Here is a 17,244-nt window from a genome sequence, read left to right as displayed (position 1 = left end):
AGGTGGCGTGAAAGAGGAGGGCATAGGCCTTGTGGCCATGCCCGACGATTGAACGCCAGATTGCCGCTTAGGAACGCTTGCAGCGTCGAGTGCTTACGGCGTTTGGTAAAACGCCGTAACTTAATAAGTTTGGTACCTTGACATTGATTTCTCACGCTCCTAAATTGGTTAGGCACAAAACAATTCCACTACCTAACTAAAGAGAGGAGCGAAGCTTAGATATGTGTGTTGAACCACTCGTCCTTCCGCATGAGCCCGGCGGTGACCCGTCGCAACCGGTAGACATACCCGAAGCGGTCAGCGCCGAAGACAAACTCGCCAAGCGCATCCTGAGCGGCCTGGGCTTTTGCGGCCATTACATGCATTTTCATGGCGGAGGCGTATCCGGCAAGGCGCCCATTATCTGCCTGCTGGCCAAGCAGCCCGGCGGCGAGATGTCGCAGCAGGAACTCGGCATGCACTTTGACCTCAAGCCGGGGTCGCTTTCCGAGATCCTGTCCAAGCTCGAGGTCAACGGCCTCATCGAGCGCAGCCGTAACCCCCAGGATCGACGGCAACTCACCATTCGCCTAACCGAAACCGGCCGGGAAAACGCCCGCATCGACCAGGCGGCCCGCATCCGCTTTAGAGAACGGGCCTTTAGCGCGCTCACCCACGACGAGCGCGAGCAGCTCGCCGAAATGCTCGAGAAAATCCGTGTAACCTGGGAGGAACTGGATGATTAAAACCCTCATGGGCAGCATCCGCGACTATATGAAAGTCACTATTGCCACGCCGTTGCTCGTGCTTGGCGAGGTGCTCTGCGAGATGCTGATTCCATTTATCACCGCCAACCTAATCGACGCCGTCAAAGACGGTGCCACCGTAGCCGAGATGCTTCCCACCGCAGGCTTTTTGGTGCTCATCGCGCTGACGTCGCTTGCTTTTGGCGCCGCGGCAGGCGTCACCTGCAGCCATGCGAGCTGCGGCTTCGCCAAGAACCTGCGTCACGACCTGTTCTACAAGATCCAGACGTTCAGCTTTGCCAACATCGATGAGTTCTCGAGCTCCTCGCTCGTCACGCGCCTGACCACCGATATCAACAACGTGCAGCAGGCCTTTATGATGATCATCCGTATCGCCGTGCGCGCGCCGCTTGTCTTGATCTTCGCCTTTACCATGGCGTTTATCATGGGCGGCAGCGTCGCCATGGTCTACCTGGTCATCATTCCGCTGCTGGGCTTTGGACTGTTCTTTATCATCTTTAAGGTGCGCCCCATCTTCTCGCGCGTGTTCCACAAGTACGATGCCCTTAACGAGTCCGTCGAGGAAAACGTCACCGGCATGCGCGTGGTCAAGAGCTATGTGCGCGAAGACTTTGAGAAGGAGAAGTTCGCGACCGCCGCGCGCGACGTCCAGATGGACTTCACCCGCGCCGAGAAGCTGCTCGCCTTTAACAACCCCATGATGAACATCTGCGTCAACGGCGCGTTTGTCGTCATCATCTACCTGGGCTCCAAGCTCATCATCACGAGCCAGGGCACGCTGTTCGACGTGGGCCAGCTCTCCTCGACCTTTACCTATGGTTTCCAGATTCTCATGAGCCTGATGCAGCTGTCGATGATCTTTGTCATGGTGACCATGGCCGACGAATCGGCACACCGCATTGCCGAGGTGCTGGCCGCCGAGCCCACGATCGCCGATCCCGCCGAGCCCGTGCTCGAGGTTGCCGACGGTTCCATCGACTTTGACCACGTGAGCTTTAAGTATTCCGCGCATGCGAAACGCCAGGCGCTCGACGATATCGACCTGCACATTACGAGCGGCGAGACCATCGGCATCATCGGCGGCACCGGCTCGGCCAAGTCCACGCTCGTCAACCTCATCGCCCGCCTGTACGACACCACCGAAGGCGCTGTGCGCGTGGGCGGCGTGGACGTGCGCGACTACGACCTGGACGCGCTGCGTCACCAGGTCGCCATGGTGCTGCAGAAAAACGTGCTGTTTAGCGGCACCATCGCCGAGAACCTGCGTTGGGGCGACCCGAACGCCACCGACGAGGAAGTCCGCGAGGCGGCACATCTGGCCTGCGCCGACGAGTTTGTCGACGGCTTCCCCAAGGGCTACGACACCTGGATCGAACAGGGCGGCTCTAATGTTTCGGGCGGTCAGAAGCAGCGCCTGTGCATTGCACGCGCCCTGCTGCGTCGCCCCAAGATCTTGATCCTGGACGACTCCACCAGCGCCGTCGACACCAAGACCGACGCCAAGATCCGCGCAGGGCTGGCAAGCTATCTGCCCAACACGACCAAGCTCATCATCGCCCAGCGCATCAGCTCCGTGCAGGACGCAGACCGCATCATCGTCATGGAGGGCGGCCGCATCGCACAGATCGGCAACCACGAAGAGCTGCTCAAGACGAGCGAGATCTACCGAGAGACCTTTACCTCGCAAAACAAGATGTCTGCCGAAGGTACGCAAGACGCCGACGACGTCTCTGGCGACGCGAACACGGCGGCAGACAACACCGACATGACCGCAACGCAAGCTCAGACCCAGGAAGGAGGCGAGGCCCATGAGTAAGGCAACGACCGCCGAGCGCGCGCTCAACCGCAAGGGCGGCACCATGTCGCGCCTCATCAAGACGCTCTTTGGCTTCTATCCTGTGCTTTTGCCCCTCGTCGTCGCCGGCGTGGTGCTCTGCGCCATCATCAACTCCATCGGCGCGACCTTCCTGCAGAGCGCCCTGCAAATTATTAGCGAATCGTGGCAGTCGGGCGATTGGGAAGCCGCACAGCCCAAGATCGCACAGCTCGTGACCACCCTCGCCTGCATCTACGGCGTCGGCGTCCTGTCCTCGCTCTTCTGGAACCGCGCCATGGCTATCGTCACGCAGGGCTCGCTCGAGAAGCTGCGCGAGATGATGTTCAACCGCATGCAGGACCTGCCGATCCGCTACTTCGACACGCACCAGCGCGGCGATATCATGAGCCACTACACCAACGACATCGACACGCTGCGTCAGATGATCAGCCAGTCGCTGCCCAACCTGCTCATGACGATCATCATCATCGTCACGGTGTTCTTTATCATGCTGTACTACAGCGTGTGGATGTGCCTGGTCATCATCGCCGGCGTCGCCTTTATGACCTTTATGACCAAGCTGCTCGGCTCCAACTCCGCGCGCTTCTTCATTGCGCAGCAGACCGAGCTCGGCGTGGTCGAGGGCCATATCGAGGAGGTCATGAACGGCCAGAAGGTCGTCAAGGCGTTCTGCCACGAGTCTGCCGCCGAGGCCGATTTTGACGAGCGCAACGAAAAGCTCTTCGAGGTCTCCCAGAAGGCCAACATGTACGCCAACATCCTCATGCCCATCCTTATGAACCTGGGCAACCTGCTCTACGTGCTGGTCGCACTGGCGGGCGGCATTTTCCTGGCGCTGGGCGTGCCCAACCTGAGCATCTCGGGCATGGCGCTGTCCATCGCCGTCGTGGTGCCGTTCCTCAACATGACCAAGCAGTTCTGCGGACAGATCGGCCAGATCTCACAGCAGATCAACGCCGTGGTCATGGGCCTCGCCGGCGCCGACCGCATCTTTGAGCTCATCGACGAGAAGCCCGAGGCCGACGAAGGCTACGTGACACTCGTCAACGCGCAGGTGAACCCCGAGACTTGGGAGTTCGAGGAGGCGGACCACCACACCGGCATGTGGGCGTGGAAACATCCGCACCGCGCAACCGGCGAGATCGAGTACGTGCCGCTGCGCGGCGACCTGGTCATGGACAACGTCGACTTTGGCTACACCCCCGACCACGAGGTCCTGCACGGCGTGTCCGTGTTTGCCAAGCCGGGCCAGAAGGTCGCGTTTGTCGGCGCCACCGGTGCCGGTAAGACGACCATCACCAACCTCATCAACCGCTTCTATGACATCGCCGACGGCAAGATTCGCTACGACGGCATCAACGTCAACAAGATCCGCAAGGCCGACCTGCGCCGAAGCCTGGGCGTCGTGCTGCAGGACGTGAACCTGTTCACCGGCACCGTGATGGACAACATCCGCTACGGCAACTTGGACGCCACCGACGAGGAGTGCATCGCGGCGGCCAAGCTCGCGGGCGCGGACGACTTTATCACCCGCCTGCCCGACGGCTACGACACCATGCTCACCGGCAACGGCGCGCAGCTGTCGCAGGGCCAGCGCCAGCTGATTTCGATCGCACGCGCCGCCGTCGCCGATCCGCCGGCAATGATTCTGGACGAGGCCACGAGCTCCATCGACACCCGCACCGAGGCCATCGTGCAGGCCGGCATGGATAAGCTCATGGAGGGCCGCACGACGTTTGTCATCGCGCACCGCCTCTCCACCGTGCGCAACTCCGACGCGATTATCTGCCTGGACCACGGCCGCATCATCGAGCGCGGCAACCACGACGAACTGATCGCCAAGCGCGGGTATTACTACCAGCTCTACACCGGAGCGTTTGAGCTGGAGTAGGACCGATTACTGACGGAGGGTGCCCCGGGGACGGGCGGGGTATTTCCTCCGTGCTCAAACATTCTCGCTGCGCTGCGAAACTGCGCGCGGAGGAAATACCCCGCCCGTCCCCGGGGCACCCTCCTGTACGCGATTAGCCCGTCATTTAAAACGGAATAAAAGTTAGTGAGGCCCTGGCCGTTTGGCCAGGGCCTCGTTTTGTGTAAGCTACTTGAGGAGTTGGGCCATGGCGTTGACGAATTTTTGGACTTGGAGGGTGGGCTCGAGCGGATAGTGCAAAAAGACCGGCACCTCGCGGCCGCACAGGAACGGCACGCCCACAAAGGCTGGGTGCACCCCCGACCACGCTCCGCAGGTGAGTACCGCGTCGCCCTTTTCCTCCGCCTCGTTAAAGAGCGCAAAGTCGAAGCTGTCCACATCGATCACGTCCACGCCGCCGTCTGCCAACAGATCGATACGCAGGCTGTCCATAGCGTCGTTGCCGTGGCGGAGCACGCGCAGGCGCATGCCCTCTAAGTCGGCAACCGTAATGCGTGTCTTGCGCGCCAGCGGGCTCGTCCGTGGCACGTCGATATAAAACGTCACGTTAACGATGCGGAGCTTTTGGCAGGCATCACCCCAGCGCGGGGTCGAAAAACTCGACTGCACTACATCCACCTCGCGACCAAGGCTGCGCATGACGGATTCGCGCTCGTCATAGAGGTCGCTTACCGGCACGATCTCAAATCGCAGCGACGGTTCCAGATCGTGGATGCCCGACCACATCGACAGCGTCTGGCGCCCCGGACACATCATCGACACGCCCAGACGCACGGCCCCGCCATCGCCCGCCGCGCGTCGGGCGCGGCGCAGCGCGTCCTCGGACTGGCGCATGATCGAGCGCGCGTCGTCCACCAGCAGAGCGCCCGCCGGCGTCACCTTGACGCCCGAATGCGAGCGCTCGAACAGCGTGATGCCAAACTCGGCCTCGAAGCCCGACACCTGCTTGACGAGCGCCGGGGTCGACACGCGCAATTTTGCCGCCGCCCGTGAGAAGCTTCCCAGCTCCGCGGCGGCCGATATGGCCTCAAGTCGTCGATCGTACACGTCAATCTCCCGTTTTCGCGTCTGTGGCCACATGATGCCACAGGGGGTTGTTTTCGCAGGCCACGCGCTCAATTGAGAAAAACTGCATCGCACGGTGTAAACCTACGGTTAACGCCATTCTAACAAATATGCAATTCACCTGCGCAAATGCAAAGCATACGATAACCAGCGAAAACCACGTGGGTCGATTAATGGGAGCGACCCACCGGGAGGCACAAGAAGGGAAGTTCCTATGAGCAATTGGCTTAAGCTCGAGGGCGATGTCTGCGCCGTGACTGGCGCGCTCGGCGGTATGGGCGTCGAGATTTGCCGCGAGTTCGCCCGCAACGGCGCCAACGTCGTCCTGCTCGACCTGGACGAAGAGAAGGTCAAGGCCGCTGCCGCCGACCTCGCCGCTGAGTTTGGCATCCACGCCGAGGGTTACAAGATGAACGCCACCGACGAGGCCGAGGTTCAGGCTGCCGTCGACGCCACCATCGCCGACTTCGGCCGCGTCGACGTTCTCGTCAACACCGCCGGCATCCTGCGCTTCGCCGCCATGGAGGACCTGCCGCTGAGCGACTGGGAGCAGGTGCTCAACGTCAACCTCACCGGCTACTTCATCACCTCGCAGCGCTTTGGTCGCGAAATGATCAAGGCCGGCCAGGGTCGCCTGGTGCACATCTCGACCGTTGCCAGCCACTCCCCCGAGACGTTCTCGGGCGTGTACAGCTCCACTAAGGCCGGCGTCAACATGATGTCCAAGATGCTCGCCGCCGAGTGGGGCCCCTACGGCGTCCGCTCCAACTGCGTCGAGCCCTGCTTCGTTAAGACCCCGATGTCGGCCAACTTCTACGCCGACCCCGAGGTCGAGAAGAGCCGCAGCCGCCTCATCGCCACGCGCCGCATCGGCGAGGTCAGCGATATCGCCAACGCCGTCATGTTCCTGGCGTCCACGCGCTCGGACTTCACCACCGGCGACGCCATCAAGGTCGACGGCGGCTTCTCCAACATGATGGGCGACCTCACCGCCAAGCCCGGCGGCCGTCGCGCCTATGCCGACAACTACCTTAAGAACAAGGGTGTCGAGCTCTGGTCCGATGAGTCCGGCGTCGCCAAGCCGACTGACCAGTAAACCAACCTAACAGGGAGGCCCGCGAATACGCCTGCTCCTCCCCCGTATCGATTAGAAAGAGTCCAATGGCTTCCACCAACTCCAACAAGGGTCGCGCCGTCGTGCTTTCCGCCGCGTGCGTCACCATGTTCTTCATCAGCTCCATCGCGCTGTATTCCGTCGTAAGCAAGAACCTGCTCGCCGTCTACCCCGAGTGGTCCAGCGCTCTTACCTGGGCCTTCCCGGTCTTTCAGACCATCATGGCCGCGACGGGCATCTTCGCCGGCCGCATCTCCGATAAGATCGGCCCGCGCAACGTCGTGATCGCCGCCGCCGTGTGCTACGGCCTGGGCTGGTTCATGTCCGGCACCGTCACCGAGCCGTGGCAGTTCTACCTGTGGTTCTCGCTCGTCGCCGCCATCGGCAACGGCCTGGGCTACAACCCGGCGCTCACCACCGGCCAAAAGTGGTTCATCGACAAGAAGGGTCTCGCCTCCGGCATCACCCTCGCCGCTTCGACCGCCGGCCCCGCTGTACTGTCCCCAGTGCTCGCCTCGCTGCTCATCCCGAGCCTGGGCATCTTTGGCGCCCTCAAGGCACTCGGCGTCATCTTCTTTGTGACGATCGCCGCCTCCGCCCTGTTCCTGAAGGCCCCTGAGGCCGGTTGGCTGCCCGAGGGCTTCGAGGCCCCCAAGGGCGGCGCGCATGCCGGCACCTTCGGCGACCTCACCCCGGGCGAGATGGTCAAGACCCCGCGCTTCTGGGTCCTCATCGTCACCTTCGCCTTTGCCGCCACCGCGGGCACCCTGCTCGTGGGCAAGGTTGCCTCCATCGCCGCCGTCCAGCTCTTCGCCGACCCCACGAGCGCCGCGGCCGTCGCCCTCGGCGGTGTGGTGGTCTCCGTCAACACCTGCGCCAACCTGGTTGGCCGTCTGTCCTTTGGCCAGATCATCGACAAGCTCGGCGCCTATAAGTCGCTGCTCATCAGCCTTGTCGTCACCATCGTCGCACTCGTCATCATGTCGATGAGCTTTACGCAGGCCATGTTCTTTGTTGCGCTCGCCCTGCTCGGCTTTAGCTTTGGCGCCCTGCTCGTCATCTACCCGCCGCTCACCGGTGGCGCCTTTGGCACCAGCAACATCGGTGTCAACTACGGCATCATGTTTTTGGGCTATGCCGCTTCCACCTGGATCAGCCAGCCCATCACCGCCGTGCTGTATCACGCCGAGGCCGGCAGCGCCGCCTACCAGCAGTCCTTCTACGGCGCCATCGTGATCGCCGCCATCGCCGTCGTGCTCACCGTCTACATGATGGTCTCCGACAGCAAGAAGAAGTCTGCCTAGTTTTACCGATGCGACAAAGGGACGGCCCCTTTGTCGCATTCCACCGGTCACCAGTATTAAGGAGTCGAAATGTCTGAGCTCAACCCCGTCCGCATTGCCGTTATCGGCGCCGGCGCCATGGGCCGCAACCACATCCGCTTTGTCACCGAGGAGCCCGAGGCCGAGCTCGTCGCCATCGCCGACGCCTTTGAGGGCGCCCGCGCCACGGCCGAGGCCGCCGGCGTGCCGTTTTACACCGATCCCGCTCAGATGATGGACGAGGTCAAGCCCGAGGCCGTCATCATCGCCACCCCCAACGACCTGCACCTGGGCGTTGCTCGCGAGGCTGTGAAGCGCAATATCGTGCCGTTGATCGAAAAGCCGATCTCCAACGATCTCGAGGATGCCCAGGCCTTCGCCGCCGAGGCCGAGACCGCCAGCGTGCCCGTGCTCGTGGGTCAGCACCGTCGTCACAACCCCTTCGTCAACAAGGCCAAGGAGATCATCGAGTCTGGCGAGCTGGGCAAGCTCACCGTGTCGAGCTTCCACTACATGATCTATAAGAACGACGAGTACTTCGATGTCGAGTGGCGCCGCAAGAAGGGTGCCGGCCCGATCCTGGTCAACCTGGTGCACGACGTCGACCTGCTCCGCTACCTGCTGGGCGAGCCCGTTGCCGTCCAGGGTATGCAGTCCAGCGCCGCCCGCGGTTTTGAGACCGAGGACTCCGCCGTGGTCAACGTCCGTTTTGCCGATGGCGCGCTCGCAAGCATGACCATCTCCGACGCCACCGCCAGCCCCTGGAACTGGGAGGCAAGCGCTCGCGAGGATCCGCAGTACCGCCCCTTCGACGCCGACGCCTACTTTATCGGCGGAACCCTGGGCGCCCTGTCGCTGCCCCGCCTGCACCAGTTCTCCTATGACGGCGCCTCCAACTGGCACAAGCCGCTGCAGATGGAGATTCCGGCTGTCGACCCGGCGTTGCCGCACAAGATGCAGCTCAAGCACTTTGTGAAGGTTGTCCGCCGCGAGGTCGAGCCCGTCGTGACCCCCGCCGATAATGTCAAGACGCTCACACTTCTCAACGCCATCAAGGAGGCCGCCGAGACCGGCCAGCTCGTCGAGCTGTAATGCCTTAAGAGCGACCGCGGCAGAAACCCCATGCCGGACCCCTCGGTCCGCCACCAATAAGCCCCTCTTCTTTGCCCCGCGAGCAGCCTCCTGCCCGTGGGGCATTTTGCTACCTTGCCGACGATTTTTCTGGGGCAGGGGCCATTTTGCGCCTCAGCTTGGTTCGTGCGCCACGAAATGGGCCTATCTACTACGTTTAGCCGACCACCCTCAACCATGCCGAATTTCGCGAAATAAAAACCGCAGGTAAACGGCTTGCCGATTTTCGGAAAACCCAGGTATGGTCAGCCCCTACGGGTAAAACGTAGTAGACGGGTCGTTTTCGTGGCGCGGCTCCAAAACAGTCTTTTGGGACGGGTGGTATCCTTGGTAGCCCTGTGCTGCAAACGCACCTTAAACGCAAGGAGTCCCATGGATCTTATCGCCCAGCTTGCCCGCGAGCTCAACCTTAAGGCCGCCAACATCGAGGCAGCCGTCAAGCTCATCGACGAGGGCAACACCATCCCCTTTATCTCGCGCTACCGCAAGGAAGCAACGGGCGGCATGGACGACGTCGCCCTGCGCGCACTCGACGAGCGCCTGTCCTACCTGCGCAATCTTGAACAGCGCAAAGAGGACGTCATTCTGCTCATCGACGCCCAGGGCAAACTCACGCCAGAGCTTGAGCAGCAAATTCGCGAGGCCACGCAGCTCCAGCGTGTCGAGGACCTCTACAAGCCCTACCGCAAAAAGCGTATGACCCGCGCGCAGAAGGCCCGCGAGGCCGGCCTGGAGCCGCTTGCCAACATGATCATCATGCAGGCCTCGGCCAAGGGCAGCGCACTCGACGCCGCCGCGGCATACGTCAACGAGGAGGCCGGCTTCGACACGCCCGAGAAGACGCTCGCCGGCGCCGCCGACATCGTGGCCGAGACGGTGGCCGAGGACCCCGAGAACGTCGCCGACCTGCGCGCCTTTACGCAAAACACCGCCGATATCGTCGTCGAGGCTACCGACCCCGCGGAGAAGACTCCCTACGAGCCCTACTACAACTTTGACGAGCCGCTGCGCCGTATTCCCAACCACCGTGTGCTGGCTATCGACCGCGGTGAGCGCGAGGGCAAGCTCCGCGTGCGCGTGAACGTCGACGGCGCCGCTGCCACGGCACGCCTCGGCAGCCGTTGGCCCCGACGCCAAGGCGTCTTCGCGCCCGTCTTTGACGCCGCCATCACCGACGGTTACAAGCGCCTGATGGCCCCCTCGCTGGAGCGCGAGGCCCGCGCCAAGCTCACCGTTCGCGCCCAGACCGAGGCCATCAACGTCTTTGCCAAGAACCTTGAGGGCCTGCTCTCGGCACGCCCCGTGCGCGGCGCCCGCGTGCTCGCGCTCGATCCGGGCTACCGCACCGGCTGCAAGGTCGCCGTTATGGACGAGACCGGCAAGCTGCTCGACCACGGCGTGGTCTACCCCACCAAGCCGCGTCACGACGTCGCCGGCACCAAGCGCGAGCTCGCCCGCCTCGTCAAGAAGGACGGCATCAACACCATCGTCATCGGCAACGGCACCGCCAGCCGCGAGACCGAGGAAGTCGTCTCGGAGTTCATTGCCGAGCAGGCGCCCAGCCTTCGCTACACCATCGTTAACGAAGCCGGCGCGTCGGTGTACTCCGCCTCCGAGCTCGCCAGCCAGGAATATCCCGACCTGGACGTCACCGTGCGTGGCGCCATGAGCCTGGGCCGTCGCCTGCAAGACCCGCTGGCAGAGCTCGTCAAGATTCCGCCCCAGTCTATCGGCGTGGGCCAGTACCAGCACGACCTTGACCAGGCCGAGCTCTCGCGCACTCTGGGCCACGTGGTGGAGGACGTCGTCAACCGCGTAGGCGTCGACGTAAACACCGCGAGCGCAAGTCTGCTGGGATACGTATCGGGTATTACGCCGAGCGTGGCCAAAAACATCGTGGCCTACCGCGAGGAAAACGGCGCCTTTACCGATCGCCGCCAGCTCAAGAAGGTCCCCAAGCTGGGACCCAAGGCATACCTCAACGCCGCGGGCTTTTTGCGCATCAGTGGCGGTAAGAACCCGCTCGACGCGACGAGCGTCCACCCCGAAAGCTACGAGGTGGCCACATCCGTCTTGGAGCGCGCCGGTGTGGCGGCCAGTGAACTCAGCCGTGGCGGCGTGCCCGATATCGAGCGCCGTCTGGGCAGCATCTCGGCGCTGGCAAGCGACCTGGACTGCGGCACCCTGACGCTCATCGACATCGTCAACGAGCTCAAGAAGCCCGGTCGCGACCCGCGCGACGACGCGCCCGAGGTGGTCTTTAGCCGCTCAGCGCTTTCCATCGACGACCTAGAGCCCGGCATGGAGCTCAAGGGCACGGTGCGCAACGTCGTCGACTTTGGCGCGTTCGTCGACGTCGGCGTGCACCAGGACGGCCTCGTACACATCTCCAAGCTGGCCAACCGCTTTGTCAAGCACCCGAGCGACGTGGTACGCGTCGGCGACACGGTAAAGGTGTGGGTAGAGAAGGTCGACCGCGACCGCAAAAAGATCTCCCTGACCATGGTGCAGGGGAAGTAAACCGCCAAAGCAAGGGTCCCCCCGGTAGCGACGTGCAAAATCGCGAGTATTCTGCAAATTCCGCCGTTCCGGATGCCCCTCAGAGGCGAAAAAGCAAAAACAGCCCCCGTTTTAGCGTCGTCAGAGCCAAAACGGGGGCTGTTCCGTGCTTTATCTAGCTGGTAAAAGCCTTTACCTTGCTGAATACTCTCAATTTTGCACGGCGCAGGCGGGGGTACCTTTGTCCACGGCAGGATATGGAAGCCGATTACCAACCTGCTGGCAAGTTCGTGTCGGCAGCCCCGGCCTTTCCTTTGCCTAGCGCGACCCTCGCGAAGCGCGTGAGCGATAGGGAAAGGAAAGGCCGGGGCGAACAACCCTCGGCGCAGCCAGTGTTCGCGTTACGGCAGGATATGGAAGCCGAGCGAGGCGATATCCTTGGCAAAGCCGCGGACGGTGTCGAGCGAGACCTCGTACGGGTCGCGACCGATGTTCTTGCGCTTGGCCAGGATGTTGTTGGGCACCGTGATGATCTGGCAACCGCAGGCCTCGGCCTGGTAAATGTTGATGAGCTCGCGCGTGGACGCCCACAGGACCTCACAGTTGGGCTTGACGGCGGCCTTCTTGACCGACTCCGTCATAAACGGAATGGGGTCGACGCCGATATCGGCGATACGGCCGGCAAAGAGCGAGATAATAGACGGCGTCTCGGTGTCAACGGCCTCGACCATCTCGTCAACCTGCTTAGGCGTAAAGATGGTGGTGACGTTGACCTTGATGCCGTCGGCCGAAAGCTTGCGCACCAGCTCGGCGGTGGACTCGCCCTTGGTGGTCACGCACGGAATCTTGACGTAGACGTTCTCGGCCCAGGTAGCGATCTCGCGGGCCTCGACCTCCATGGTCTCGACGTCGTCGGCAAAAACCTCAAACGAGACGGACACATCGGTGATGTGGGCCAGGACCTCCTTGGCAAACGCGCGGTAGTCCGTCACGCCGCCCTTCTTCATAAGGGACGGGTTGGTCGTGAAACCCTGAACGTTGCCGTTCTCGTACATGTCGAGCATGCCCTCGAGGTTTGCACCGTCAGCGAACACCTTGATTGCCATCTGCCTGATTCCTTTCGCTTGCACATGGGCGTTAAACTGCTAAACACTTTACCTACGTTTATCAAGGCGTGAGCTGCGGTTTTTTATCTTCTCGGCGAACGGTATAAACACCTCAGTGTTTGGATTGATAAATCGATTGAGCATGTAAAAGCAAAGAGTCACAGTTTGAGTAAACGTCAGAACGCAGGATTCATTAGATGAGGCCGAAATGCTGCATCGCTGTGACGGTGCCATCGTGTGCGACATCGTCGGTCACGTAGTCGGCGAGCGCCTTGACCTCGGGCATGGCGTTGCCCATGGCCACGGCCGTCTCGACAGCAGCGAGCATACCCAGATCGTTGCCGGAATCACCAAAGCCAAAGGTGCGCGCGTTGCCGGTGCGACCCAGGTATTCCAGCGCTCGCGCCACGCCCACGCCCTTGTCAATGCCCTTGGGGCTCAGCTCGCGATTCTGACCACCGGTGTTGCACAGCTCAAACTCGCGATCGATAAAGCCATCATCGTTGGCTACGCGAGCCAGGTCACTCGCGACGATGCCTACCTTGCCCACGCGCAGACGGCCGTCGACGCGCATTTCCTCGGTGCTGTGCACCACAGAAGTGCCGATCAGAGACGACCGCTCAACACCCGCGGGTTCCAGGGCAAAAGTAGCCACGTTGGTCTCGAAAAAGGCCTCAATCCCTGCCGCGGCCATACGGCGCGCAAGCTCCTCGATAACGTCCTCGTCAAAGCAGTCCTCATGCACCACGCGGCCCTCGACCTCGAGCGTGGCGCCCGCCATGGCAACGACGCCCGCGGGGTCGAGCGCACGCAAGCTATCGGCGATGAGCCACAGGGGGCGACCCGTGCAGATAAACGCCTTGTGTCCCGCGTCGCGCAGACGATGAAACGCCTCGACGACCGCCTGCGAGGGGCGAACCGCCGAAAAGTCCTTGTCGGTCATGTTGTCGGGATCGAACGACGTCAGCGTGCCGTCCACGTCAAAAAAGAGCACAGCGGGTTCGGGACACGCATCAATCATATGGGTTCCTTTCGAGGATAAGGGCAAACGAAGCATCCATCATATAATGGAGCGACGCAACCAGAGAGGTCACCCATGGAATTTTACGCAAGCTGCCCCGAAGGCTTTGAGTCCGCACTCGCCGATGAGCTTAAACGCCTCGGGCTTTCGCATGTTCGCCGGCTGAAGGGCCGCGCCACGTTTGAGGGCGAGCTCGAAGAAGGCTACCGCGCCTGTCTGTGGTCGCGCCTAGCGAGCCGCGTGTTTGCGGTGCTCGGGCGCTTTGAGGCGCAGGATGCCGATGAGCTGTACGATAGCGTTTACGACATCGCCTGGGAGAACATCGTCCGCCCCGGCGCCACCATTGCCATCACCGCCCGCGGCGTGACCGAGCAGCTGCGCAACACGCGCTTCTCGGCCCTGCGCGCCAAGGACGCGCTGTGCGACCGTCTGGCCGAGACCACGGGCCGTCGCGCCGATGTCGACGCTGCCGATCCCGACGTTCACCTGTTGCTTTCGCTGCGCCAGCGCCGCGCGAGCATCAGCCTGGACCTTTCGGGCGACCCGCTGTTCAAGCGCCTGCCGCCCGCGGCGACCCGTGCCGGCGAGGGTGCGCACGTGTTGCGCCCCGACTACGCCGCCCTGGTGCTGGCGCAGGTCGGCTGGACCGCACTGTGCGAGCGCGAGTTGACGGCCGACGATTACGAGAATGAAGCCCTTCCCACGCTAATCGATGCCTCGTGCGCCGGCGGCGGCCTGTTGCTGGAAGCCGTGAACATTCTGACCGACCGCGCCCCGGGCGCCGCACGCGAGCGCTGGGGCTTTGAGGGCTGGCAGCTACACGACGCCGCTCTGTGGGAGCAGCTGCTTGCCGAGGCGCGCGAGCGCGAGGCGGCAGCGCGCGAGCGCCAGGCGCGCATCGTGGCCGCAGGCATCGACCCCACCGCCCGCAAGACCGCCGAGCGCATGGTTAAGTGTGCCGGCTACAAGCGCTTTGTCGATTTTTGCGCCGCCAAGTCCGCCACCGTGCTGGACCACGCAGGTGCCGTTGCCGGTGCCGCCCTGGTCGCGGACACGACCGAGACCCCGCTTTCGCTCATGCACGACGCCATGACGCTGATCGGCGAACTGCGCCGCGCGCCTGAGCTCACCGCCGCGCCGGTCGCCGCGCTCACCCGCGACGGATTGCTGGCCCGCGCGCTCCACGCCGAGCCCGAGCACTCGATCGCCGTCATGCCCAATAACGAGGAGGCGGCTATTGAGGTTTGGCCCTCGCTCGACCACGCCGCCGCAGCATTCGAAGCTGCGACCAGTGCGGATGTCGAGGCCGAGGTTGCGGATGCCAACGAAGTCAACGATGAAGCCGCCGCTTCCGCCATGCCCGCGCCTGCCGCCATGCTCGACTTGGGCGACGGCAAGCCGCTGCCCGTGCTCATCCCGGAGTCCGAGCAGTTCGCCAATCGCCTGCGCAAGAATGCCCGTCTGCGCCGCAAGTGGGCCAAGCGCGAGGGCGTGAGCTGCTACCGCGTCTACGATGCCGACCTACCCGACTACTCCGCCGCCATCGACCTGTACGAGGGCTGCCCGCAGACGCCGGGGCGTTGGCTCGTCATCGCCGAATACGCCGCACCCAAGACCATCGACCCCGCGCTGGCCCAGGCCCGTATGCTCGACATTCTGGCCATCGCGCCGCGCATCCTTGATGTTCCGGCCGAGCGCATGCACGCCAAGGCCCGCATGCGCTCACGCGGCGGCTCGCAGTACGGCAAACAGGGCGCCGGCAAGGGCGCATCGGGCGAGCGCGCCAATATCGCACGCCGCCGTCTGCCGCTCATCGAAGAGGGCGGACTCACCTTCGCCGTCAACTTTGACGACTACCTGGACGTCGGTATCTTCCTGGATCACCGCGTCACGCGCAACCTGGTGCGCGAGCACGCCAAGCAGGCGCGCCGCTTCCTCAACCTGTTTGCCTACACCGGCACCGCCACCTGCTACGCGGCCGATGGCGGCGTCGAGGAAACCGTGACGGTCGACCTCTCCAACACCTATCTGGACTGGGCCGAGCGCAATATGCGCCAGAACGGCTTTGTTGGTCCGCAGCATCATTTTGTGCGCGACGACGTGCTCGCCTGGATTCGTGACCAGCGCCAGACGCGCAACCGCTGGGACCTGATCTTTGTCGACCCGCCCACGTTCTCGAACTCGTCAAAGATGGGCCGCCGTACCTGGGATGTCCAGCGCGACCATGTTGAGCTGTTGGTCGGCGTATCGCGCCTGCTCGCACAGGGCGGCCACGCCATCTTTAGCTGCAACCTGCGCGGCTTCCGCCCCGAGACGCGCAAGCTCGCGCGCGCGGGCGTCGTGCTGGAGGACATTACGACGCAGACCATTCCCGAGGACTTCGCGCGCAACCAGAAGGTGCACCACTGCTATATCGTGCGCCGCCTGCCCATCGAGGACGCCATGGCCGAGGTCGGCTTTAGCGCCGAGGAGATTGCCGAGCGAACCGAGGAGCTGCGCAACCCCGAGGCCCGCAAGCCTCGCGCGGCAGCGCCCGCGCACGCGCAGGCAGGCGACCAGGGGCCGCACGGCAACGGCAAGTCCAACTTTGCTGGCAAACCCTCCCCTGCCGGCAAGTCCAAAAAGAAGAAGTTCTACGCCAGCAAGCCCAAGAATAAATAGACAACGTTGCGGTGGAATACGGACTGTTTTGCCTGGAATTAGGTAAATTTAGACCGTATTTCACCGCAACTCATATTGGGATGGTGGTTGGCGATCTAGCCTTGGGTGACCAGGCGATAGCCGATACCCACGTGCGTTTGGATGTAACGCGGATGCGCGGGGTCGGACTCTATCTTTTTACGCAGCGTACCCATAAAGACACGCAGGCTTGCCAGGTCACTCTTAGTTGCCGTGCCCCAAATCTCGTGCAGGATAAACTGGTGCGTCAGTACCTTGTCGGCGTTATGTGCCAGCAGGCACAGGAGCTTGTACTCAATCGGCGTCAGATGCAGCTCCTCGCCATCCATCGTGGCAATGCCGGCATCAAAGTCGATATGCAGCTCACCGGTATCGAACGAGCCCTCGGAGGCAACACCGCCCGTTTGCGCATACGAAAGGCGCCTGAGCGTCGTGCGAATACGCGCGAGCAGCTCCTCGACCGAAAACGGCTTGGTCAGGTAGTCGTCGGCGCCGGCATCGAGCGCGCGAATCTTGTCCGCATCCTCGCTGCGCGCCGAGACCACGATGATCGGCATGCCCGACCATGCGCGCACCGACTCCACCACCTTGACGCCGTCCATATCGGGCAGGCCCAGATCGAGCAGCACAATGCTCGGTGCCTGCGATGAGGCGGCGGCGATGGCGGCATGGGCGGTCTCCACAGCCATGTGGCGCAAGCCGTGCGCCTCGAGCGCGGCAACGATAAGGTTGCGGACAGCGGGGTCGTCCTCAACGACCAAGATGAGCGGTTTTACGGCAGAGTTCGGCACGGC

12 protein-coding genes are annotated in these 17,244 nt (G+C 62.8%); 8 read left to right on the top strand and 4 right to left on the bottom strand.

Annotated features, from left to right (window positions below):
- Positions 1-221 precede the first annotated feature (221 nt).
- The 3 genes from I2H81_RS08535 to I2H81_RS08525 are packed head-to-tail and all read left to right on the top strand — an operon-like array spanning position 222 to position 4,474.
- A complete protein-coding gene (locus I2H81_RS08535; RefSeq protein ID WP_195645261.1) occupies positions 222-725 on the top strand; it encodes a MarR family winged helix-turn-helix transcriptional regulator in 504 nt (167 codons plus the stop codon).
- Entirely contained in the window at positions 718-2,562 is a 1,845-nt protein-coding gene (locus I2H81_RS08530) for an ABC transporter ATP-binding protein (protein WP_229108143.1), read from the top strand. The genes I2H81_RS08535 and I2H81_RS08530 overlap by 8 nt, the downstream gene beginning before the upstream one ends.
- Complete coding sequence (locus tag I2H81_RS08525; protein ID WP_117766745.1) at positions 2,555-4,474, top strand: ABC transporter ATP-binding protein; 1,920 nt, start codon at positions 2,555-2,557, stop codon at positions 4,472-4,474. The genes I2H81_RS08530 and I2H81_RS08525 overlap by 8 nt, the downstream gene beginning before the upstream one ends.
- A gap of 207 nt (positions 4,475-4,681) precedes the next feature.
- Here the strand turns inward: I2H81_RS08525 and I2H81_RS08520 are convergent, their stop codons facing one another.
- Complete coding sequence (locus I2H81_RS08520) at positions 4,682-5,560, bottom strand: LysR family transcriptional regulator (protein ID WP_271817512.1); 879 nt, start codon at positions 5,558-5,560, stop codon at positions 4,682-4,684.
- Between the two features lie 232 nt (positions 5,561-5,792).
- Here I2H81_RS08520 and I2H81_RS08515 point away from each other — a divergent pair, with 232 nt between their 5' ends.
- From I2H81_RS08515 to I2H81_RS08500, 4 genes are all read left to right on the top strand, one after another.
- On the top strand, positions 5,793-6,674 hold the full coding sequence (locus I2H81_RS08515; protein WP_117770399.1) for an SDR family NAD(P)-dependent oxidoreductase: 882 nt from the start codon (positions 5,793-5,795) through the stop codon (positions 6,672-6,674).
- A gap of 65 nt (positions 6,675-6,739) precedes the next feature.
- Positions 6,740-7,996, top strand: a complete 1,257-nt coding sequence (locus I2H81_RS08510) for an MFS transporter (RefSeq protein ID WP_195645259.1) — start codon at positions 6,740-6,742, stop codon at positions 7,994-7,996.
- A gap of 69 nt (positions 7,997-8,065) precedes the next feature.
- Positions 8,066-9,106, top strand: a complete 1,041-nt coding sequence (locus tag I2H81_RS08505; RefSeq protein ID WP_195645258.1) for a Gfo/Idh/MocA family oxidoreductase — start codon at positions 8,066-8,068, stop codon at positions 9,104-9,106.
- 411 nt (positions 9,107-9,517) lie between these two features.
- Entirely contained in the window at positions 9,518-11,665 is a 2,148-nt protein-coding gene (locus I2H81_RS08500; RefSeq protein ID WP_195645257.1) for a Tex family protein, read from the top strand.
- A 380-nt stretch (positions 11,666-12,045) separates the two neighbouring features.
- Here I2H81_RS08500 and I2H81_RS08495 read toward each other — a convergent pair whose 3' ends face one another.
- The gene (locus I2H81_RS08495) at positions 12,046-12,750 is read right to left on the bottom strand and encodes a transaldolase (protein ID WP_195645256.1); all 705 of its coding nucleotides are present in this window, start codon (positions 12,748-12,750) and stop codon (positions 12,046-12,048) included.
- Positions 12,751-12,943: 193 nt separating this feature from the next.
- On the bottom strand, positions 12,944-13,771 hold the full coding sequence (locus tag I2H81_RS08490) for an HAD-IIB family hydrolase (protein ID WP_195645255.1): 828 nt from the start codon (positions 13,769-13,771) through the stop codon (positions 12,944-12,946).
- Between the two features lie 75 nt (positions 13,772-13,846).
- Between I2H81_RS08490 and rlmKL the strand changes: the two genes are divergently transcribed.
- A complete protein-coding gene (gene rlmKL / locus I2H81_RS08485; RefSeq protein WP_195645254.1) occupies positions 13,847-16,432 on the top strand; it encodes a bifunctional 23S rRNA (guanine(2069)-N(7))-methyltransferase RlmK/23S rRNA (guanine(2445)-N(2))-methyltransferase RlmL in 2,586 nt (861 codons plus the stop codon).
- A gap of 95 nt (positions 16,433-16,527) precedes the next feature.
- Here rlmKL and I2H81_RS08480 read toward each other — a convergent pair whose 3' ends face one another.
- Complete coding sequence (locus I2H81_RS08480) at positions 16,528-17,241, bottom strand: response regulator (RefSeq protein WP_117648427.1); 714 nt, start codon at positions 17,239-17,241, stop codon at positions 16,528-16,530.
- Between the last annotated feature and the right edge of the window lie 3 nt (positions 17,242-17,244).

Origin of the sequence: Collinsella aerofaciens, from assembly GCF_015561195.1 — a bacterium.
Taxonomy (GTDB): Bacteria; Actinomycetota; Coriobacteriia; order Coriobacteriales; family Coriobacteriaceae; genus Collinsella; species Collinsella aerofaciens_AC.
The sequence above is the reverse complement of the archived record's forward strand: the minus strand, read 5'-3'. Positions and strand labels throughout refer to the sequence as shown.

Bases quoted from the DNA above. Each gene is read 5' to 3' on its own strand.
- I2H81_RS08515 (WP_117770399.1), top strand. From the start codon at position 5,793: ATGAGCAATTGGCTTAAGCTCGAGGGCGATGTCTGCGCCGTGACTGGC.
- I2H81_RS08505 (WP_195645258.1), top strand. From the start codon at position 8,066: ATGTCTGAGCTCAACCCCGTCCGCATTGCCGTTATCGGCGCCGGCGCC.
- I2H81_RS08525 (WP_117766745.1), top strand. From the start codon at position 2,555: ATGAGTAAGGCAACGACCGCCGAGCGCGCGCTCAACCGCAAGGGCGGC.
- I2H81_RS08490 (WP_195645255.1), bottom strand. From the start codon at position 13,771: ATGATTGATGCGTGTCCCGAACCCGCTGTGCTCTTTTTTGACGTGGAC.
- I2H81_RS08535 (WP_195645261.1), top strand. From the start codon at position 222: ATGTGTGTTGAACCACTCGTCCTTCCGCATGAGCCCGGCGGTGACCCG.
- rlmKL (WP_195645254.1), top strand. From the start codon at position 13,847: ATGGAATTTTACGCAAGCTGCCCCGAAGGCTTTGAGTCCGCACTCGCC.
- I2H81_RS08495 (WP_195645256.1), bottom strand. From the start codon at position 12,750: ATGGCAATCAAGGTGTTCGCTGACGGTGCAAACCTCGAGGGCATGCTC.
- I2H81_RS08500 (WP_195645257.1), top strand. From the start codon at position 9,518: ATGGATCTTATCGCCCAGCTTGCCCGCGAGCTCAACCTTAAGGCCGCC.
- I2H81_RS08530 (WP_229108143.1), top strand. From the start codon at position 718: ATGATTAAAACCCTCATGGGCAGCATCCGCGACTATATGAAAGTCACT.
- I2H81_RS08510 (WP_195645259.1), top strand. From the start codon at position 6,740: ATGGCTTCCACCAACTCCAACAAGGGTCGCGCCGTCGTGCTTTCCGCC.